Origin of the sequence: Caballeronia sordidicola (genome assembly GCF_000729995.1) — a bacterium.
Taxonomy (GTDB): Bacteria; Pseudomonadota; Gammaproteobacteria; order Burkholderiales; family Burkholderiaceae; genus Caballeronia; species Caballeronia sordidicola_A.
The window spans coordinates 157,961-178,734 of the sequence record NZ_JNFG01000005.1 but is presented as its reverse complement, the minus strand read 5'-3'; the positions used below and the strand labels follow the sequence as shown (position 1 = coordinate 178,734).

The 20,774-nt window shown below is 59.8% G+C and carries 12 protein-coding genes; 6 read left to right on the top strand and 6 right to left on the bottom strand.

From position 1 onward, the window contains the following. The first annotated feature begins 1 nt into the window (after window position 1). Window positions 2–451, top strand: a complete 450-nt coding sequence (cynS, locus tag FH08_RS0105290) for a cyanase (protein WP_031357328.1) — start codon at window positions 2–4, stop codon at window positions 449–451. Here the strand turns inward: cynS and uvrA are convergent. From uvrA to FH08_RS0105265, 4 genes are all read right to left on the bottom strand, one after another. Then, entirely contained in the window at window positions 445–6,279 is a 5,835-nt protein-coding gene (uvrA, locus tag FH08_RS0105285) for an excinuclease ABC subunit UvrA (protein WP_031357327.1), read from the bottom strand. The two genes, cynS and uvrA, sit on opposite strands and share 7 nt — an antisense overlap. A 187-nt stretch (window positions 6,280–6,466) precedes the next feature. Then, entirely contained in the window at window positions 6,467–8,686 is a 2,220-nt protein-coding gene (locus FH08_RS0105280) for a SulP family inorganic anion transporter (RefSeq protein ID WP_081889366.1), read from the bottom strand. A 264-nt stretch (window positions 8,687–8,950) separates the two neighbouring features. Further along, window positions 8,951–9,109 carry a helix-turn-helix domain-containing protein gene (locus tag FH08_RS53215; protein ID WP_235210288.1) on the bottom strand — a complete coding sequence of 53 codons (159 nt, stop codon included), beginning with the start codon at window positions 9,107–9,109 and terminating at the stop codon, window positions 8,951–8,953. Window positions 9,110–9,888: 779 nt separating this feature from the next. Then, window positions 9,889–10,155, bottom strand: coding sequence for a hypothetical protein (locus tag FH08_RS0105265; RefSeq protein WP_031357324.1), 267 nt, complete (start codon window positions 10,153–10,155; stop codon window positions 9,889–9,891). A gap of 629 nt (window positions 10,156–10,784) precedes the next feature. Between FH08_RS0105265 and FH08_RS0105255 the strand changes: the two genes are divergently transcribed. From FH08_RS0105255 to FH08_RS52450, 3 genes are all read left to right on the top strand, one after another. Further along, on the top strand, window positions 10,785–12,566 hold the full coding sequence (locus FH08_RS0105255; RefSeq protein ID WP_031357322.1) for a hybrid sensor histidine kinase/response regulator: 1,782 nt from the start codon (window positions 10,785–10,787) through the stop codon (window positions 12,564–12,566). A 281-nt stretch (window positions 12,567–12,847) separates the two neighbouring features. Continuing rightward, window positions 12,848–14,854 (top strand): hybrid sensor histidine kinase/response regulator, encoded by a 2,007-nt coding sequence (locus FH08_RS0105250; RefSeq protein ID WP_152602735.1) that lies wholly within the window; start codon window positions 12,848–12,850, stop codon window positions 14,852–14,854. Between the two features lie 939 nt (window positions 14,855–15,793). Beyond that, window positions 15,794–16,954, top strand: coding sequence for a hybrid sensor histidine kinase/response regulator (locus tag FH08_RS52450; protein ID WP_160172431.1), 1,161 nt, complete (start codon window positions 15,794–15,796; stop codon window positions 16,952–16,954). Here FH08_RS52450 and FH08_RS0105240 read toward each other — a convergent pair. Both FH08_RS0105240 and FH08_RS0105235 read right to left on the bottom strand, forming a co-directional pair. Next, window positions 16,896–17,645 (bottom strand): response regulator transcription factor, encoded by a 750-nt coding sequence (locus tag FH08_RS0105240; RefSeq protein WP_031357319.1) that lies wholly within the window; start codon window positions 17,643–17,645, stop codon window positions 16,896–16,898. The two genes, FH08_RS52450 and FH08_RS0105240, sit on opposite strands and share 59 nt — an antisense overlap. A 151-nt stretch (window positions 17,646–17,796) precedes the next feature. Further along, the gene (locus tag FH08_RS0105235; protein ID WP_051887786.1) at window positions 17,797–18,708 is read right to left on the bottom strand and encodes a LysR family transcriptional regulator; all 912 of its coding nucleotides are present in this window, start codon (window positions 18,706–18,708) and stop codon (window positions 17,797–17,799) included. 175 nt (window positions 18,709–18,883) lie between these two features. On the opposite strand from FH08_RS0105235, the gene FH08_RS0105230 reads away from it, so the two are divergent. Both FH08_RS0105230 and FH08_RS0105225 read left to right on the top strand, forming a co-directional pair. Then, window positions 18,884–19,855, top strand: a complete 972-nt coding sequence (locus FH08_RS0105230; protein ID WP_031357317.1) for an ABC transporter permease — start codon at window positions 18,884–18,886, stop codon at window positions 19,853–19,855. Next, window positions 19,855–20,769 carry an ABC transporter permease gene (locus FH08_RS0105225; protein WP_152602734.1) on the top strand — a complete coding sequence of 305 codons (915 nt, stop codon included), beginning with the start codon at window positions 19,855–19,857 and terminating at the stop codon, window positions 20,767–20,769. Before FH08_RS0105230 ends, FH08_RS0105225 begins: the two co-directional genes overlap by 1 nt. Window positions 20,770–20,774: the final 5 nt, after the last annotated feature.

Genomic DNA, 20,774 nt, shown 5'->3' with positions numbered 1-20,774 from the left:
AATGATTTCAGATCGCAGCGAAGTGACTCGCTTGATTCTCGCCGCCAAGGTCAGCAAGGGGCTGAAATGGGCCGACGTGGCGGAGAAAGTCGGCTTGAGCAAGGAATGGGTAACGGCAGGCTGCCTCGGGCAGATGACGTTCTCCAAAGCACATGCCGAAGTGGTTGGTGGCCTCTTCGACCTCTCCGATGAAGCCGTCGCTTGGCTACAGATTGTGCCCTATAAAGGCTCGCTGCCGAGCGCCGTCCCGACCGATCCCCTGATCTATCGATGGTACGAAATAGTGAGCGTTTACGGGGGCACCATCAAGGAACTGATCCACGAGGAATTCGGCGATGGGATCATGAGCGCAATCGATTTTTCGATGGATATCCAGCGCGAACCCGATCCCAAAGGGGACCGGGTCAACGTGGTGTTATCAGGCAAGTTCCTGCCCTACAAGACTTACTGAACCGCCTCGGCCGTCTCTGTCCCACGCTCAAGCACAGGCCGCAGCGCCGCGCCCGTGTGACTTCTTGGATTCTTCGAAAGCGTATCCGGATCGGTCGCGGCCACGATCGCGCCGCCTTCCGTGCCGCCCTCTGGCCCGAGATCGATCACCCAGTCGGCTTCGGCGATCACATCCAGATCATGCTCGATCACCACCACCGAATGCCCGCCGTCGACCAACCGGTGCAGCACGCGAATCAGCTTCGCGACGTCGGCCATGTGCAGGCCGACGGTAGGCTCGTCGAGCACATACAGCGTATGCGGCGCCTTCTGTCCGCGCCGGCCGATATCGTCCCTGACCTTCGACAACTCCGTCACCAGCTTGATCCGCTGCGCTTCACCGCCTGACAACGTGGGCGATGGCTGCCCGAGCGTCAGGTAACCCAGCCCCACGTCCTTCATCAGTTGCAGCGGATGCGAGATGCTTGTCATCGCGGAGAAGAACTCGACGGCCTCGTCGATTTCCATTGTCAGCACTTCACCAATGTTCTTGCCGCGCCATGTCACCGCCAGCGTTTCCGGATTGAAGCGCTGACCATGGCAGACGTCGCACGGCACTTTGACGTCGGGCAGGAAGCTCATCGCGATGGTGCGCACGCCCTGACCTTCGCACGCCGGGCAGCGGCCGTCGCCGGTGTTGAACGAGAAACGCGACGGCGTGTAACCGCGAGCGCGGGCTTCCAGCGTGTCCGCGAACAGCTTGCGGATGGTGTCCCACATGCCGATATAAGTCGCCGGACACGAGCGCGGCGTCTTGCCGATCGGCGTCTGGTCCACTTCCAATACACGGTCGATGGTCTCGAACCCGGTCACTTCCGTGCAACCCTGCCAGCGATGCGTGACATCGAACTTTGCGCGCGGCGCCTCACGTGACAACACGCTCGACCGGTTGCGCGCGGGCATGTCGGCTTGTGCGGTCTTGCGTGCGCGGCGGGTCGCCGGCGACGACAACACCGAGCGGCCGACGGCATCGAGCAGATTGGTCATCAGCACGTCACGCGCGAGCGTGGACTTGCCGGAACCGCTTACGCCCGTGACGGCGATCAGGCGGCCGAGCGGCATGCTCGCGGTGACGTTGCGCAGGTTGTGCAGCGTCGCGCCGTGAACGGTGAGCCAGTTCTCGGGGATCGCGGCGCGCTTGGCAGTCGCGGTTTTTACATCGCGACGCGCCTGCAACGGATGCTGGATCGGGTTCGCCAGATACTGGCCCGTCAGCGAATCCGGCTGCGCCGCGAGATCGGCCACGCCGCCTTGCGCCACGACCGTACCACCGCGTTTCCCCGCCCCCGGACCGATATCGATGATGTGATCCGCACGGCGAATCGTGTCCTCGTCGTGCTCCACCACCACCAGCGTGTTGCCCTTGTCGCCGAGTTTCTTCAGCGCGTCCAGCAGGATCTTGTTGTCGCGCGGATGCAGACCGATGGTCGGCTCATCCAGCACATAACACACGCCCTGCAAGTTGCTGCCGAGTTGCGCGGCAAGGCGAATACGTTGCGCTTCGCCGCCCGAGAGCGTGGGTGCAGCACGATCCAGGCTCAGATAACCCAGGCCGACTTCTTCGAGGAACAGCAAGCGGCCTTCGATTTCACTGACCACGTCGCGGGCAATATCCGCGTCCCGGCCCTTGAGCTTCAGCTTCTTGATCCAGCCGCGCGTGGCGCTGACCGTCCAGCGGCCGACTTCCGTTATCGGCTGATCGCCGAATGTGACTGCCCGCGCGACTTCATTCAGGCGTGTGCCGTTGCAATCCGGGCAAGGCTGGTCGCCGACATCATCCGGTTCCTGTTGCGCCGATGGAATCGTCTGCTCGCGGCCACGGCCATCGTCGGAGAGCACAGTGTCGTCGTAGACTTCGCGCTGCTCGCGCGTGAGCGTGACGCCCGTGCCCACGCAGGTGTGGCACCAGCCGTGTTTGCTGTTGTACGAGAACATGCGCGGATCGAGTTCGGGGTAGCTCGTGCCGCAGACCGGACACGCGCGTTTCGTCGAGAACACCCGTATCTCGCCAACGTGCTTCGTCCCCTTCTTGCCGCCGTTCAACGCACCATGCAAATCGTCAAGCGGAGCAAGCAAATGCATCACGCCCTTGCCGAGTTCGAGCGTCTCCAGAAGCATCGCTTTCAGCGTGGCTTCATCGTTCGCGCTGACGGTCAGATCGCCGACCGGCAGCTCGATGGTGTGCTCCTTGAAGCGATCGATCTTCGGCCACGGATCGACGGGAAGGAACTCGCCATCCACGCGCAGATGCGTATGACCGCGTGTCTTCGCCCACTTCGCGAGGTCCGTGTAAATGCCCTTACGGTTCACCACGAGCGGTGCGAGCAAGCCGATATGCTGGCCTTTGAAATCCCGCATGATCTGCGCGACGATCGATTCAGGGCTCTGCGCCGTGACCGGCGCGCCGTCGTGGATGCAATGCTGGATGCCCAGCTTCACATACAAGAGCCGCAGGAAATGCCAGACTTCCGACGTGGTCGCGACCGTGCTTTTACGGCCGCCACGCGATAAACGCTGCTCGATGGCAACGGTCGGCGGAATGCCATAGACGGCGTCCACTTCCGGACGTCCGGCCGGTTGAACGATCGAACGCGCGTACGCGTTCAGCGATTCAAGGTACCGGCGCTGACCTTCGTGGAAAAGAATATCGAACGCTAATGTGGACTTGCCCGAGCCCGATACGCCCGTGATCACGTTGAACTTGCCGTGCGGGATATCGACGTCGAGCGACTTCAGGTTGTGCTCGCGCGCGTTGACAATCCGCACCACGTCTTCACCCTGCAACGCGCGCCGCGCGGCCGCGACTTCGGCTGCCAGTTGCAGCGGAACGCCCGCTGCGCGCTTCTGGGCCGCGCCGGGCGCCATAGCCTCTTCATAGTCGAGCAAGGCCTTTCCGGTATGCGATTGTTCGCATGCCGAAACATCGTCCGGCGTGCCGACGCAGACAACCAACCCGCCCGCATCGCCACCTTCCGGACCGAGATCGATGATCCAGTCGGCTGCGCGGATCACGTCGAGGTTGTGTTCGATCACGATCAGCGAATGGCCACGTTCCAGCAGACGTCTTAGCGCCTGCATCAGCTTCGCGATATCGTCGAAATGCAGGCCCGTCGTCGGCTCGTCGAACATGAACAGGCGGCCCGGCAGGTTGCCGCTCGCCTGTGCCGTTTCAGCCAGAAAGCCCGCCAGCTTCAGGCGCTGCGCTTCACCGCCTGAGAGTGTGGGGACCGGTTGTCCCAGCTTCACATATTCCAGTCCAACGTCGACAATCGGCTGCAACACCCGCAGCACTTCCTTGTCTTTCGCAAAGCACGCAACGGCTTCGCTCACGGTCAGGTCGAGCACGTCCGCCACGCTGAGCGACTTGCCGTCGCGCTCGATCTGCACGTCCAGGATTTCGGCCCGATAGCGGCGTCCATCGCAATCCGGGCAACGCAAATAGACGTCGCTCAGGAACTGCATCTCGACGTGTTCGAAGCCCGAACCGCCGCAAGTCGGACAACGGCCATCGCCGGAATTAAAGCTGAACATGCCTGCGCTATAACCGCGTTGCGCAGCCAGCGGCGCTTTTGCAAACAGCTTGCGAATCTCGTCGAATGCGCCAACGTAACTCGCCGGATTCGAGCGCGCCGTGCGGCCGATCGGTGACTGATCGACGAAGATCACTTCGCTCAGGGCATCAGCACCCTTTAGCGCGCGGAATGCGCCCGGCGATTCGGTCGCCTTGCCGAAATGACGCTGCAACGCGGGGGCGAGCACGTCCTGGATCAGCGTCGATTTACCCGACCCCGATACACCCGTCACGCACACCAGACGCTGCAGCGGGATCTCGACCGTGACATCGCGCAGGTTGTGTTCGGTCGCGCCTTCGAGCACGAGCCGCGGCGTCTTTGCATCGACCGCGCGGCGCTGCCAGTTCGATGCATGCGCCACGTGCTTGCGGCCGCCGAGGTACGCGCCCGTCAGCGTGTCGCTATGTTCGATTTCGTTCGGCGGTCCGTCGTACACAATCTGCCCGCCGCGTTCACCCGGTCCCGGACCCATGTCGATAAGACGATCCGCCGCGAGCATCACCGACGGATCGTGCTCCACCACCACGAGCGTATTACCCGCATCGCGCAAGCGGTGCATGGCTTCGACAATGCGATTCAGATCGCGCGGATGCAAGCCGATGCTGGGTTCATCGAGCACGAACAGCGTGTTCACGAGCGACGTACCGAGTGCTGTCGTCAGGTTGATCCGCTGGACTTCACCGCCGGACAGCGTCCGGCTTTGGCGATCGAGCGTGAGATAACCGATGCCGACATCGCAGAGATATTTCAGGCGCGTGCGCACTTCGTTGTGCAGGAGCTTGAGCGCGTCGTCGAGCAGCGTGCTTGGCAACGTCAGCGAATCGAAGAAGCGGCGAATGCGGTCGATCGGCATCAGCATCAGATCGTGCAGCGTGAGACCCGGCAGTGCTTCGAGCTGCGCACGCGTCCACTCCACGCCGGCCGGTAGAAAACGATCGGCCGGCTTCAGCACGGCGTCCGCTTGCTCCTTCGTGCCGAGACGCCACAGCAGCGCTTCAGTCTTGAGGCGCGCGCCCTCGCAGGTCGGACATTTCGTATAGCTGCGATATTTCGACAGCAACACACGAATGTGCATCTTGTACGCCTTCGATTCGAGGTAATCGAAGAAACGCTGCACGCCGTACCACTGGTTTTGCCACTTGCCGGACCAGTCGGGCGAGCCGCCGATCACCCAGTCGCGTTCTTTTTGCGTGAGCTCACTCCAGGGCACCCCAAGGCGAATGCCGGCCTTCGCGCCATAGCGCAGCAGGTCGTCCTGATTCTCTTTCCAAGCGGGTGTCTGCAGCGTCTTGACCGCGCCCTCGCGCAGCGTCTTGCGTTCATCGGGAATCACGAGACCGAGATCAACGCCGATCACCCGGCCGAAGCCACGACACGTTTCGCACGCGCCATACGCCGAGTTGAACGAGAACAACGCGGGTTGCGGATCGGCGTAGCGGATGTCGCTTTCCGGGCTGTGCAGGCCGGTGGAGAAGCGCCACGTTGGCACGTCGTTTCCTTCAGGCGTTTCCTCACCCGGCTCCGGCAGCACGTAGACATTCACGCGGCCCGTGCCGCGCAGCAACGCGCCTTCGATAGCTTCCAGCGCCCGCGAGCGCTCCGTCTTCTGCAAGCGGAATCTGTCTGCCACCACGTCGAGCATCTGCCGGCCGTCCACGTGCCGCTTTGCCTGCACGCGCGTATAGCCGCTGGCCGACAGCCACTGCGCGACTTCGTCGTCGCTCGCGGACTCGGGCAGTTCCACCGGAAACGTGATCGCGATGCGCGGATCATTCGCCTTCGTGCGCTCAAGCAATTCGACGTAGATGGTCTCCGGCGTGTCATGCCGGACCTGATGCGAGGTCTTTTTATCGAAGAGCTCGGCGGCGCGTGCATAGAACAGCTTCAGGTGATCGTTCAGCTCGGTCATCGTGCCGACGGTCGAGCGCGAACTGCGCACCGGATTGGTCTGGTCGATGGCGATTGCCGGCGGCACGCCGTCCACGCGATCCACCTGCGGACGGTCCATCCGGTCGAGAAATTGCCGCGCATAAGCGCTGAACGTTTCGACGTAGCGACGCTGGCCTTCGGCGTAGAGCGTATCGAACACGAGGCTCGATTTGCCCGAGCCCGAAGGGCCGGTCACCACGGTCATCTGACCCGTATGAAGGTCCAGATCGATGTTCTTGAGATTGTGCTGGCGAGCACCGCGAATGCGGATTGCGTTGTTGGATGCCAATTTTTCCTAACCGGTTCAATGAGTTAGATCGTCCGCCACTGACGCTTAAGCGAAGCGTGGCTCGCGCTTGAGAGCCGCCGTCCGACACGCATTAGCGAGATAACGGCCGATGAAGTCGACACTGTACACCCATACAGTATTTTCGACAGGGTGTGAGCCGGAGAAATGGCTAGAGGCAGTGCACCGCTCAATCGCCCTCGAGATCTCTTATCGTCTCCAGCAGGTCGCAGAGGCGATAGCCGATTTCGTTACTGAGATTCCGCATCATTTTCGCGTCAAGGCCCGGCATCGTCGTGCGCAATTGTTCGAGCGCGTCCGACGATAGCTCCAACAAGACCGCGGGCGTATCGGCCACGAGCTTCAACAGGCGCTGCCGCTCCAGCATCAACGGTAGTTCACCGAGCGCCATGCCGGCCCGGTAACTGGCCGTACGCAACGCCTTCCCGTCTCTTTCCCAGAAGGCACTCAGCCGGCCTTGCGTCAGCAACAACAAACCGCCACGCGGGTCCTCGCGTCCGATCACAACCTCGCCCGCTGCAAATGACCTGCGTGTCGCCAGGCTCAACAGCAGCGCTCGCTCGTCATCGTTCATCCCGTGCGTCACCGGACAAGCCGCAAGGTCGATTTCCTGATCGCTTTCCTGAGCGGCCAACGTATCGAGCAGTTCGTCTTCAGCCTGCGATAGCGCGACGTCCGTGCTTTCGAATACGCGCAACTCGGCTTCCGGCTTCGTCAGCCCCCATTCCGCCAGAAACTTTCTGCGGCGCCCACCGGCAAGAAGCGGCGCAAAAAACAGGCGCCGGCCGGACCTGACCAGCAGTTCATCGAGTCGCTTCAACATCAATACGCCGCTACTGTCGAAATGGCTGATGCGTTTCAGGTCGAGCAACACCCAGTCGCTACTGGATAATTCATCGCCGACCACTCGCTCCACCCTCTCCGCCGAGCCAAAGAAAAGTGGACCGTCAAGTTCGACGATAGCAATCCGGCGACCGTGCTGGCCGAGCGCTTCAAGCGAAGCACGCGAGCGTCGCGTTCTGGAACGAAGCTGCGTGGCGTGCTGTATGCGCCGGATCATCTGCGCATTCGAGCGGTAGATGAACGCGATCAACGCAGCGGCGAAACCCACACCGAGCGCAACCAGTACGCTGGTAAAGACGACTAGCGCGGTCACGACAAGCACCATCGCCAGGTTAAGAAAAATCTCCCAGCGGGTCGAAGAATGGCCGCCATAACCCACGGCGAGCAGCAGTTGATGCGTCCACTTGTCCATCGCCTCCGCGCTCGTCACGATCACCACGCCGGCCATGACCGAGAGCGGAATCTGACCGACGACGCGGTTCAACCCATAGGACAGCGCCAGCAGCACGCACGCGTACCCAAGGTTGGCCGCACCGGTACGTCCTCCGCTTGCATGGACGATGCGGGTAATGTTGGGCGATCCGCCGCTCGGCGCGCCGCCAAACAAAGCTGACGCAATGTTCGAGACGCCTTGCACGACCAGTTCGCGATTACTGTTATGGCGCGCCCCGAAGAGTTGTTCGGTGCTCGAGATGCTCAGCAGCGACTGGATAGACGACACGAGTGCGATCGTGATGCCGGTCGCAAGTATCACCGCGGCATGATTGCGAAAGCCCGCGGAGCTGACGAAGTTGAGGATGTCGGTCATGCGCAGGATCAGCGGTATGCCGGGCGGCAGCGCTCCAATCGTTGCGCCCAGGTTCTCATCTGGAACAAGCCGCAAGCACAGCATCTGAAGTGCGGTCCCCGCAAAGAGGCCGATCAATGCCGCGGGAACAGGCCCGCTTCTCTTTTTCGCCAGGATGACGAATGCACCGGACACGAGGGCGAAGCCCAACGCCCACCAGTTGATCGGCACCGTGCCGTTCAACGCCCGCAGCAGTTCTTCCGGCCCATCGATATCCAGCGCGCGGGGTAATTGATTCAGGATGATCTGGATCGCGAACCCGTTGATGAAGCCGGCAAGAACTGGATACGGAACAAACTTGACGAGCAAGCCGAGGCGAGAGGCACCCAGAATCGTCTGAACGATGCCGGCAACCAGCAATGCGGTCGCCGCTACCAGGATAAGCGCGGCTCCCCCGCCGGCGTTTACGGCGGCAAACGATGGATCCGTCGCCACGCTTGCGATCAGCCCCGACAAAATGGCGGCATGCGTGGTCTTCGGTGAATTCATGTGCAACGGCGCACGGCCCAGCAGTGCCGTGACGATGGCCGCCACCACCGCCGCGACAAAGGCAGCCGATATGCCGGCCGTCACCCAGGCTGCCCCCATGCTTTCGTACAGCACCGCGCCACAACTGAGGATGATGGGAACGACGGTCAACGCGCCGGCAAGGGCGCCGGTAGCGTCGCGGGTTATCGACTGGAGACGAGCTGATTTCATATTCACCGACCCTCTTGGCCAATTGAAGCCGTTTTCCGCCGGTTTGTTCGAACCGCTGGTCTCTCGCGTGCAGATCGCAATCCGAGACCAAATGGCGCAAGACTGTGCAATCTTTCGCTGACTTCGATTCGTATGCTGAGTGTGCCTTGACTCACCCTCGTCAGCGTCGCTGGCATTGCACGAGGATGAGCTTTGTCGCTATTTCGTTAGATCGCTGCTCTCTTCGCTGCTCTCTTTTAATGTCGGAGAAAAACGTATGACCGATTACAAAACCAACACTCTCGTCGTCGCAGCATTCGGCATTGCCGTCTCCAGGATTAGAGATTGAGCGCGCCGAATCCGGCATTGCTCGACAAAGCTGATCGCAGTCATACCCGTGCTTCGCTTGAACAAACGGGTAAAGTGGAAACGGCTAACATTCACTATGCTTGCAAGTTCAACGAGTCCTATCGGACCGTCCAGATTCTTCTATGTATTGAGTGAGGCGAGCCATTTCGACTCTGCTCAGCGCTGGCAGTACCTGTGGCACAACGGGTTCAAACGCGTTGTAACTTCGAAGCAAATGCGCTGGCAGCGCGAACGACACATGATCAACAACGAGAGTCTGCGCGGGGTTAGGCTTGCGGTCGAGTTCCTCGATGAGAATCTGCGCCATATGCGCAATAACGGGATCTCGCGTCTCAAACACATTCCGAATCTCGATCCGCGAAGTGCAGCGGCGTCCCGCAGTAGAAAGTATGAAAGCGTCAACATGTGTCGGGGGCTGCGCGATCGAAGTGGCCTCCTCGCGTGGAAATGCTATCACGAAAATATTCCCGATCCGGGTAGCAGGAAGCGACCCGGCACAACGATAACGCTGGACGCTATCCGGCGTTCCGATAGAGCAGTTTTCTGTTTTGTCGTAGTGGACGCCCTTGCCTCCAGCCAATGGACGCGGGAACTGCTGCACAGGTTCAATGCACTACCCCCGCGGCCGGAGCCTGTGCAACCTGCACTCCGACCGTGTACGCACGACATAACGAAGAACCTGGCGATATTATGTCGATATTCATACCCACATTCTTATACTATGGATTACTGATTTTTTTATTTGATATCTTGCTGGTTTCCTCAACGCCAAAGGCTATAAATCGTGACGGTAGTGATCCATGAACCGGACGCGATCGCTATACAAACATGCTCTTGCCACCCAGGGCGCCTTGTTAGTTGCCCCGATAAAGCTCATGCATCTTCTCTGCCTGGTCACTGTGCTGAAAATCTTCCAGTTCCTGTATCACTTGCGCGCGTGTTTTTCCAACGGAATCGGCGGGCACCGGCGTGACAGCCGGAACCGCGGCCACCGGATCCTGAGCGGCGGTGCCAGCTGCTACCGACTCGCTCTGACCGGCCGCTGATTGGGCGAAGCATCCGTCTGCTGTGACGCCGGCCATCAGGGCAAGGCAGACGGCGATCGATTGATGAAGTTTCATGAGCGTTCTCCTTTAGGGGTTTAAGAGATCGGCCTGTGCATCGTTCGCCGACCGACAGCAGTCTTCGCACAAGCCAAGGGAGGTCCGGCTCGGGCGACGATCAACCGATCCGGGGCCACTCGACGAATGCCTTTCGGCGTTGCTGTCATATTCATTCTTGGTCAGGCGACACGCCGTCGCAACGCACATGCGTAGGCGACGGACAAGCAACGCAGGTGAAAGATGTATGCACTCCCGTTGACCAACCTGGGCGACGCATCAGTCGTCATCGTCCAGGACGGGCAGCGGCTTGCCCGGACCGTGGATGTGCGGGGAAGGCAAATCACGTTGCTGATACATTTGTGCCTGATGGTAGTAAATGGGACCTGCTATTCTGTTTTTATCGCACTGTGGCGCCGCACGAAGGTGTTGAGTACCCGTGACCACCCGCGCCGCTTTCGCTGGGATGTTCAGTCTTACTCCGTTAGCCACGTTCGGTAGGGACCTGTCTAACCAGCGGTGCGCCGATAAAGCCTCTGGATATCGCGCACTATCCGCCCACGGCGGTTTTCCGAATCAAGCAGCTTATGAGATCGTCAGGCTTCGTAGTACGGAAGTTCAGATCGGCGGCTGTGGAGCGTGCGTTCCGTGTGGACTATGCGCGTCGCTACGCGGGACAGCGCAGGCTGGCTGGCGCCGGCAGCATCCTGATATGGATTCTGTTTGCTGGCCGTGATTGGTGGCTGCTGAACGCGCTCAATTCCAACATCCTTTTCTACATCGGCTATGCGCGGCTTGCAGGTGTCGTGGGTATCAGTGTGCCGGTATGGATGATGTGGGGACCGCGCGCCCTTGACGAACGCTGGGCCGCCGGATGCATGTGTGTAGGGACGCTGAGCGCCTGGTTTTCCCTATCGGCGTTGATGGCGCTTTACCCCGCGGCCATGGCCTTCCGCGAAATTGTCCCGGGCTTTCTGCTTATCCTTTTCGTGGTATTCACGTCGTTCCGGCTTCGAGCGATCACGGCAGCGTGGTTAGTCGGTATATGCGCTATAAGCTTTAACCTTGCAGAATTGTGGCTTTACCTCTGGCGACCGTACAAGGTTCCGACGCTGGCGGTTGACTGGATTTCAGGTGCGATTATGGTGTCCCTCATGTATCTCGCCGGCGTTCTCGTCTGCATTCAGTTTGAACTCGCCGCCCGGCGCGAATTTGCGTTCCGACGGACGTTGCGAGCAGCCAAGGCACGCGTTGAAGCGCAGAATGAACGTATGAGAGAACTCATCAAGGAGAAGGAGCGGTTCTTTTCATCGGCCTACCACGACATCCAGCAGCCTCTCGCCGCGATCAATCTTTTTACCCGCAGCGCGCGGATAAAACTCGAAGACGAACACGCTGCAAGCCATGATCTCGATGTCATCGAAGAAACGGCACGCGACATCCTCGACATGTTCAAGGATATTCAAGACTATAGCGAACTAGGCTCTTACATCCCGCACATGGCGCCAGTTGACACGGAGGCCGTGCTGACGGAAATCTTCGAGCAGTACCTTGAACCGGCAAAATCGAAGGGGATCGAACTCAGGATCAGCAGGCGTCGGCGGCACCCGCCACCCATTGAAAGTGACCACTCCTTGTTCAAGCGGGCATTGTCCAATTTCATATCGAATGCGATCAAGAACACCTCCGAGGGTGGGGTCGTCATCGGCTGGGTGGAGATCGGGGAACGGCTTCGCATAGACGTGCGGGACACGGGCGTCGGTATCGCGCCCACGCATCGGGATGCAATATTCACCGAGTACTATCAGATCAACAACCCGGGCCGAGATCGCTCGAAAGGGCTAGGGCTCGGGCTGTCCATCGTGCACCGGGTCATTGGCATTCTGCCGAAGCACAGCATGAGTTTCTGGTCTTGCGAAGGACGCGGGTCGCGCTTTTCCCTGTACGCGCCGATATCCAAAATGACACCTGTCATCGAGACGGACGATCCAAAGAACGACTCATCCACGTCTGTCCTCAAGGGCAGATATGTCCTGCTGTGCGACGACGAACCAACGGTTCTGGAGGGCCTGCGGCGCCTGTTCTCGAGCGCCGGCGCCCTGGTGGATACCGCCGAGTCGATGGCGGGATTCGAGGCGATTCTGGCTGATGACGGCCGCATTCCCGACATCATCGTCACCGATATCCGGCTGCGCGACGGGCCAACCGGTATCGAAGTTGCCGAACGGATCAGGCGGCATTTCTCTTGGGCGGGCGTACTTCCCGTCGCGTTCATTACGGGCGAACTGGTGTCTCCCCGCGCACTTTGCGATTTCGCCGAGCCGTTCGTTTTGCTGCGGAAGTCTTCAGCGCCGGAAAACACGCTCGATGAAGTCAGTCGGTTCGTGGCCGCCCAGCAGTCGACAGGCTTCGGTCACGCGCGGAGTCCGTGACTGGCGGGACCCCAAGTTTGATCCTACTATCCGCCAGCATGACGAAGATTCAACGCACATGCGCAGGCGACGGACAAGTAACGCAGATGAAAGATGGTTGCACTCCCGTTTGACCAATCCGGGCGACGTATCACGTAGTCGCCTTCCACGACCGAACTCCTTGCCAAACCATCCTGGTGCGGGAAAGGACACACCACGCTGCTGATACATTTGTGGCTGATAGTAGCGATGGCGACCTGTTATTCTGTTTTGATCGCACTGTGGCTACGCACGAGGGTGCCGTGCCCCCCCTGACCACCCGTGCCGCTTCCGCTGGAATTTACCGTCTCACTCCGTTAGCCGCGTTCAGAGAGAACCTGTCTAACTCGTGGTGCGCCAATAAAGCTTATCAATACCGCGCACTCTCCGATCACGGCGGCTTTCTGAACCCAAGCAGCCCTATGAGAGCGTCAGGCTTCGTAGTACGCAAGTTCAGGTCAGCGGCGATGGAGCGTGCGTTCCGTATGGACTACGCGCGTCGCTACGCGGGCCAACGCAGGCTGGCCGGCGCCAGCCTCATACTGATATGGATCGCGGCTACTGTCCGCGATTGGTTGCTGCTGAACACGCTTGATCCCAGTATTGTCCTCCACGTTGGCTGTGTGCGACTTGCAGGTGCCGTGGGTATGGCTGTGCCGGTATGGTTGATGTGGGGACCACGCGCTTTTGACGAACGCCGGGCCGTCAGATTGCTTTGTGTAGTGACGCTGAGCTGTTGGTTCGCCCTATTGGGGTTGGTGAACGTTTACCCGGTGACACGGGTCTCAACGGAGATTTTCCCCGGCTTTTTTGTTGGCCTTTTTCTGGTATTCACATTGTTCCGACTTCGTGCAATCACGGCAGCGTGGTTAGTCGGACTTTGCGTTGTAACCTTCCATCTTGTAGAACTGAACATTGAAATCTCGTCACGGAGTGACGTTTCCACCGTGGTGCGTCACTGGGTTTCCCTTGGGGCTATAGTGTTAATCATGTATCTCGCCGGCATTGTTGTGTGCATTCAGTTTGAACGCACTGCCCGGCGCGAATTTGTGTTCCGGCGGACGTTGCGTGCAGCCAAGGCACGAGTTGAAGCAGCGTCCCTGGTTGTCAATCAGCAGAATGATCGTATGAGAGAAATCGTTAGAGAGAAGGAGCGGTTCTTTTCATCGGCCTACCACGACATCCAGCAACCTCTCGCCGCGATCAACCTCTTTATTCGTAGCGCGCGGATAAAACTCGACGATGAACACGCCGCGAGTCATGATCTCGACGTCATCGAGGAAACGGCACGCGACATCCTCGACATGTTCAAGGACATTCAGGACTATAGCGAACTAGGTTCCTACATCCCGCGCATGGCGCCGGTCGATACGCAAGCCGTGCTGACGGAGGTCTTCGAGCAATACCTTGAACCGGCAAGGGCGCGGGGCATCGAATTCAGAATCACCGGACGTCGACGCCCTCCGCCGCCCATCGAAAGTGACCGCGCCTTGTTCAAGCGGGCATTGTCCAATTTTGTATCGAATGCGATCAAGAACACCTCCGTGGGGGGTCTCGTCATCGGCTGGGTGGAGATCGGCGAACGGCTTCGCATAGACGTGCGTGACACAGGCGTCGGCATTGCGCCCGCGCATCGGGAAGCGATATTCGCCGAGTACTATCAGATCGACAACCCGGGTCGCGATCGCTCGAAAGGCCTGGGGCTCGGCTTGTCTATCGTCCACCGGGTTATTGGCATCCTGCCGAAGCACAGCATGAGTTTCTGGTCGGTCGAAGGGCGCGGATCGCGCTTTTCCCTGTACGCGCCGATATCCAAAATGACGCCTGTCCTCGAGACGGATGATCCAAAGAACGACGCGTCCACGTCCGTCCTCAAGGGCAAATACGTCCTGCTGTGCGACGACGAACCGACCGTCCTGGAGGGCCTGCGGCGCTTGTTCCTCAGCGTGGGCGCACTGGTGGATACCGCCGAGTCGATGACGGGCATTGAAGCGATACTGGCCGAGGACGGTCGCGCGCCAGATGTCGTGGTCACTGATATTCGCCTGCGCGACGGGCAGACCGGCATCGAGGTTGCTGACAGGGTCAGGCGGCATTTCGCCTGGGCGGGCGTGCTTCCCGTTGCATTCATCACGGGCGAACTGGTGTCTCCCCGCGCACTTCGCGATTTCGCCGAACCGTTCGTGCTGTTGCGGAAATCTTCCGCGCCAGAAAGCACCCTCGCTGGAGTTGGTCGGCTCGTTGCGGGCAAGGACACATCACGTTGCTGATACATTTGTGGCTAATGGTGGGAATGGCGACCTGTTACTCTGTTTTTATCGCACTGTGGCTTCGCATGGGTGTGTTGTGTAGCCAGGACCACCCGCGCCGCTTTCGCTGGAATTTTGCCGTCTCACTCCGTTAGCCATGTCCGGTGGGAATCTGTCTAACCCCTAGTGCGCCAATAAAGCCTCTCGATGTCGCGCACTCTCTTCCCACGGCGGCTTTCCTGATCAAGCAGCCTTATGAGATCGTCAGGCTTCGTAGTACGCAAGTTTGGATCGGCGGCTCAAGAGCGTGCATTCCGTATGGACTATGCGCGTCGCTACGCGGGCCAACGCAGGCTGGCTGGCGCCAGCCTCATAACGATATGGATCCTGTTTGTTGGCCGTGATTGGTTGCTGCTGAACACGCTTGATCCCAGTATTGTCCTCCACGTTGGCTGTGTGCGACTTGCAGGTGCCGTGGGTATGGCTGTGCCGGTATGGTTGATGTGGGGACCACGCGCCTTTGACGAACGCTGGGCCGTCAGATTGCTTTGTATAGTCATACTGAGTTGTTGGTTCGCTCAGTTGGGGTTGATGTGCGTCTACCCCGTGACCCAGGTTTTCGAGGCAATTTCTTCCGAATTTTTTATTCTCACTTTCCTGATACTCACATCGTTCCGACTCCGTGCAATCACGGCAGCGTGGCTAGTCGGACTATGCATTGTAATCTTCCGTTTTGCCTTTTACTTCTGGCTACGGGCTAATGTTTCCACCCCGGGGTTTCACTGGGTTTCCTGGATTTCCCGTGGGAATACAGTGTCTGTCATGTATCTCGCCGGCATTGTCGTGTGCATTCAGTTTGAACGCGCTGCCCGGCGCGAATTTGTGTTCCGGCGGACGTTGCGTGCAGCCAAGGCACGAGTTGAAGCAGCGTCACTGGTTGTCAATCAGCAGAATGATCGTATGAGAGAAATCGTTAGAGAGAAGGAGCGGTTCTTTTCATCGGCCTACCACGACATCCAGCAACCTCTCGCCGCGATCAACCTCTTCATCCGCAGCGCGCGGATGAAACTCGACGATGAACACGCCGCGAGTCATGATCTCGACGTCATCGAAGAAACGGCGCGCGACATCCTCGACATGTTCAAGGACATTCAGGACTATAGCGAACTAGGTTCCTACATCCCGCGCATGGCGCCGGTCGACACACAGGCCGTGCTGACGGAGGTCATCGATCAATACCTTGATCTGGCGAAATCGCGGGGCATCGAATTCAGAATCAGCCGGCGCCGGCACCTCCCGCCGCCCATTGAAAGTGACCGCGCCTTGTTCAAGCGGGCATTGTCCAATTTTGTATCGAATGCGATCAAGAACACCTCCGTGGGGGGCGTCGTCATCGGTTGGGTGGAGATCGGTGAACGGCTTCGTATAGACGTGCGGGACACGGGCGTCGGTATTGCGCCCAGGCATCGGGAGGCGATATTCGCCGAGTACTATCAGATCGACAACCCGGGTCGCGATCGATCGAAAGGCTTGGGACTTGGGCTGTCTATCGTGCACCGGGTCATTGGGATCCTGCCGCAACACAGCATGAGCTTCTGGTCCGTCGAAGGGCGCGGATCGCGCTTTTCCCTGTACGCGCCGATATCCAAAATGACACCTGCCATCGAGACGGACGATCCAAAGAACGACGCGTCCACGTCCGTCCTAACGGGCAAATACGTCCTGCTATGCGACGACGAACCGACCGTTCTGGAAGGCCTGCGCCGCTTGTTCCTAAGTGCCGGCGCACTGGTGGATACCGCCGAGTCGATGGCGGGATTCGAAGCGATTCTGGCCGATGACGGCCGCGCACCTGACATCATCGTCATGGATATCCGCCTGCGCGACGGACCAACCGGTATCGAAGTTGCCGAACGGATCAGGCGGCATTTCGCCTGGGCCGGCGTGCTTCCCGTTGCGTTCATCACGGGCGAACTGGTATCTCCCCGCGCACTTCGCGATTTCGCCGAGCCGTTTGTTCTGTTGCGCAAGTCATCCGCACCGGAAAGCACCCTCGCCGAAGTCAGTCGCTTCGTGGCCGCTCAACAGCCGACAGGCCCCGGTCATGCGCAGGATCCGTGACCGGCGGGACGCCGAGTTTGATCCCTCTATCCGCCAGCATGACGATGAGTTCCGTACGGCGCCGCAGATTGAAATGCGCGAGCAGATGACTGACGTATTTCCGGACGGTAATGTCCTCAAGCCCCATTTTCAGCGCGATGGCCTTGGACGGAAGTCCTCGCACCAGCCACGCCAATGTTTCGAACTCTCTCGGCGTGAGTCCCAACTCGGACGCGTTGCTCATTTCCGAATTACCGCTCGGCTGCGCTTTCTCAGGCCCATTTGCTGAAGCCTCGTCCGTGCCCATGTCACGCCTGAGCCTCGCGATGCTGGCTGCGGGCAGGAACACGCCCCCGGCAAGCACCGCGCTGATGGCTGCATGAAGCGCTTCAGGAGGCGACGATTTGGGCACGTATCCCATGGCGCGAAGCTCGATGCATCGCGTAATGGTTTCCACGGTCTCATCGGCCGATATCACGATCACCGGTAACGACGGCCGCGACTCCTTCAATCGGCCAAGCGCGCTGCAACCGTGGCCGTCAGGAAGATCGAGATCGAGAAAAACGATGTTGAGGAGTTCGCCAAGCGCGTGACTCATGCCTTGCGACAAGGTACTCGCGTGCAGCAACTCGATGTCCGGAAAGAGGTCTCTCAGCAGCAGCGCCAATCCGGCTCTGAACAGCTCGTGATCATCGACGATCAGTACGCGCATTCCATCGTCTCCCAGTAACACCTTCAGGGCGAGCGGCAATCGGACCTTCGAATACTACACGCAGTACACCACGCTCACGGACGGAAGCGGCTTGATCAGACGAATGAATGGCGGCTAAGTGCAGTGAATTGTCTGCTGGATCGGCGTGGAATTACATAATTGCGGGTTGGGCGTCGAGGCCGACCAGCGTGTCGCCAATGCAATCCAGCAACGCGACCGTCATGGATCCCTCCGGTGTCTCCTGCAGCGTCGCCAGGCCTATTTCAAACGGCAGCGCGGGTTCGAATGGCTTGATGGCAAATCCTTCCGATGGGCAGCAGGCCGCCAGCACCTGGGTGACGATCGTCACGCCCATGCCTCGCGCAACCATGGCACAGGCCACGCCGACCGAATGAACTTCCGCCAGCACGCGCGGCGTGATGCGAGCGCGGCGGAACGCCATGTCGACTTCGCGTCTGTGCAGGCTTTGACGTCCAAGCAAGATCAGCGGCACGAGTTCGAGATCCAGCGCGCTGATCCTGTCGAGCGCGGCCAGAGGATGATCCAAGGGGACGACACAGGCAGACTGCGAAGGAAACACGCGATGAACCCGCAAACCGGGCAGGCGCGCTGGCATTTGCACGAAAGCCAGATCGACTTCCCGGCTTAAGAGGGCACGCTCGCCTTGTCCATAAGTGCCTGACAAGACCTCCAGCACCGCAAGCTCGTGCGCCTTGCAGAACGTTTCCATGACTTGCGGCATGACATGCTGGGCGAACGTGTTCGGCACCATCACGCGAACCAGTTTTCGCTGCATTCCGCCAAGCCGCAGTTGCTGCGCATGACGCCGCAAGCAATGCGAGCCGTCGAGCAGGGTCTTCACTTCATCGACTAAAGCGGCTCCCTCGCGCGTCAGGGTAAGCCTGCCTTGTTCCCGTACAAAAAGCCTGAGACCGAGGTCTTCTTCCAGTTGAGCCAGCAGCCTGCTGACAACCGATTGCGAGATTTCCAGCCGCTGAGCCGCGGCGGTCGTGGTTCCAAGGCTTGCCACCGCTTCGAACGCTTCGATCTGTTTGAGGTTCATCCTTGCTCGCACATAAGGCTATGCAGATTCAGCATAGTGTTGCATCCAAAAATTGTCGGCCTAATTATCGCGAAACTGAACGAGATTTGCCGGGACTTTTCGGCGGCTTGAAACGCTTCTATCGCCCGGCAAGGTCACAGGGTTCGCAAAACTTAACGCTCGAGGTTGTAACGCAATGATCGGCTTCATCATCCATCGGTTTGTACAGAGTGCCGGCATCCTGATGCTGACCTCGGTGCTCGTTTTCTGCGGGGTGTTCGCCATTGGCGACCCGATCCAGATTCTCGTACCCGCCGACGCCAGCCCGGCCGAAATAGCGCAAGCAGTGCACTCGCTGGGCCTCGACCAGCCGATGTGGAAGCAATACCTGCTGTTTGTGGAACACGCGCTGCATGGCGATCTTGGCCGGTCGTTCGTGTTCAACCAGCCATCGATCCAGTTGATCATGGAGCGCCTGCCGGCCACCCTCGAACTGGCGATCGTGGCGCTTGTGATGGCGTTGATGATCGGGCTGCCGCTTGGATTGCTGGCCGGCATGAAGGCCAACTCTCCGGTCGACCGCGTGATCATGGGCGGCTCGATCCTGGGCTTCAGCCTGCCGAACTTCTGGCAAGGCATCATGCTCGTGCTGATTTTTTCGGTGACACTGGGATGGCTGCCTTCGGCAGGACGGGGTCATCTCGGCACCGTGTTCGGCATCCATACGAGCCTCGCAACACGCGATGGATTGATGCACCTGATCCTGCCGGCGCTGAATCTGTCCCTGTTCAAAATGTCGCTCGTGACACGGCTGACGCGCGCCGGAGTCCGGGAAACGCTGCCTCTCGACTATGTGAAATTTGCGCGCGCCAAGGGCTTGCGCGAGCGCCGGATCATTTTTGTCCACGTGCTGAAGAACATCATGATCCCGATCGTCACGGTGGTCGGCATGGAGTTCGGCTCGCTGATCGCGTTCGCCACGGTGACCGAAACCATCTTCGCGTGGCCGGGCGTGGGCAAGCTGATCATCGACAGCATCATGCGGCTCGATCGTCCCGTGGTCGTAGCGTACCTGCTGATCGTGGTCGCCATGTTCACGCTGCTGAACCTGCTGGTCGACATCATCTATTCGCTGCTCGATCCGCGCGTGCGTCTGGGAGGTGCCTGATGAGCACGCTTTCGAACATGCTGCCACGCTGGACGACCAACCGCGACACACGCACAGGACAGGCATTGCGCGGCATGTTCGGCCGTCCTGCCGTTGCGCTCGCGTCGCTGACCTGCATTGTGCTGATCATCGTGGCGATCTTCGCGCCATGGCTCGCACCGCAGAATCCGTACGACCTCGCCGCGCTCGATATTGTCGATGGCAGGCTGCCTCCCGGCGCACGCGGACATCTTGGACATCTCTTCCTGCTGGGCAGCGACGCGCTCGGCCGCGACATGTTCGCCGCGATGATGTTCGGTCTTCGCACGAGTCTTGGCGTCGGCATATCGAGCGGCGCGTTTGCGTTGATCGTGGGAACGACGCTTGGCCTGGTGGCCGCGTATTTCGGCGGCTGGATCGACACGCTGATCATGCGCACGGTCGACCTGATGCTCGGCTTCCCCACTATCCTCGTCGCGTTGATGATGCTCGCCATTCTTGGCCAGGGCGTGAGCAAGGTGATCCTCGCGCTCGTGATCGTGCAGTGGGCGTACTTCGCCCGCACGGTGCGCGCGGTCGCGGCCGTCGAAAGCAAGAAGGAGTACATGGAGGCGGCGTTGTGCCTCGGATTCAGTCATCGGCGTGCGCTCTTCAGCCAGTTGCTGCCCAACTGCCTAGCACCGGTCATTGTGATCGCGATGGTGCAGGTGGCCGCCGCCATCTCCGCTGAAGCCACCTTGAGCTTCCTCGGGATCGGCTTGCCGGTGACGCAACCCTCTCTCGGCTTGCTGATTGCAAACGGCTACCAGCAATTGCTTGCCGGCTTCTACTGGATCAGCGTGTTCCCCGGCGTGCTGCTGGTCATGCTCGTCTTTAGCATGAACATGGTCGGCGACGGCTTGCGCGAGGCGCTCAACCCGCGCCTCCAGAAATAGGAAAT

What these genes read in the sequence shown, in the direction of transcription:
- cynS (WP_031357328.1), top strand. Translation starts at nt 2, where the DNA reads ATGATTTCAGATCGCAGCGAAGTGACTCGCTTGATTCTCGCCGCCAAG.
- FH08_RS0105280 (WP_081889366.1), bottom strand. Translation starts at nt 8,686, where the DNA reads ATGAAATCAGCTCGTCTCCAGTCGATAACCCGCGACGCTACCGGCGCC.
- FH08_RS0105265 (WP_031357324.1), bottom strand. Translation starts at nt 10,155, where the DNA reads ATGAAACTTCATCAATCGATCGCCGTCTGCCTTGCCCTGATGGCCGGC.
- FH08_RS52450 (WP_160172431.1), top strand. Translation starts at nt 15,794, where the DNA reads ATGAGAGAAATCGTTAGAGAGAAGGAGCGGTTCTTTTCATCGGCCTAC.
- FH08_RS0105240 (WP_031357319.1), bottom strand. Translation starts at nt 17,645, where the DNA reads ATGCGCGTACTGATCGTCGATGATCACGAGCTGTTCAGAGCCGGATTG.
- FH08_RS0105235 (WP_051887786.1), bottom strand. Translation starts at nt 18,708, where the DNA reads ATGAACCTCAAACAGATCGAAGCGTTCGAAGCGGTGGCAAGCCTTGGA.
- FH08_RS0105230 (WP_031357317.1), top strand. Translation starts at nt 18,884, where the DNA reads ATGATCGGCTTCATCATCCATCGGTTTGTACAGAGTGCCGGCATCCTG.
- FH08_RS0105225 (WP_152602734.1), top strand. Translation starts at nt 19,855, where the DNA reads ATGAGCACGCTTTCGAACATGCTGCCACGCTGGACGACCAACCGCGAC.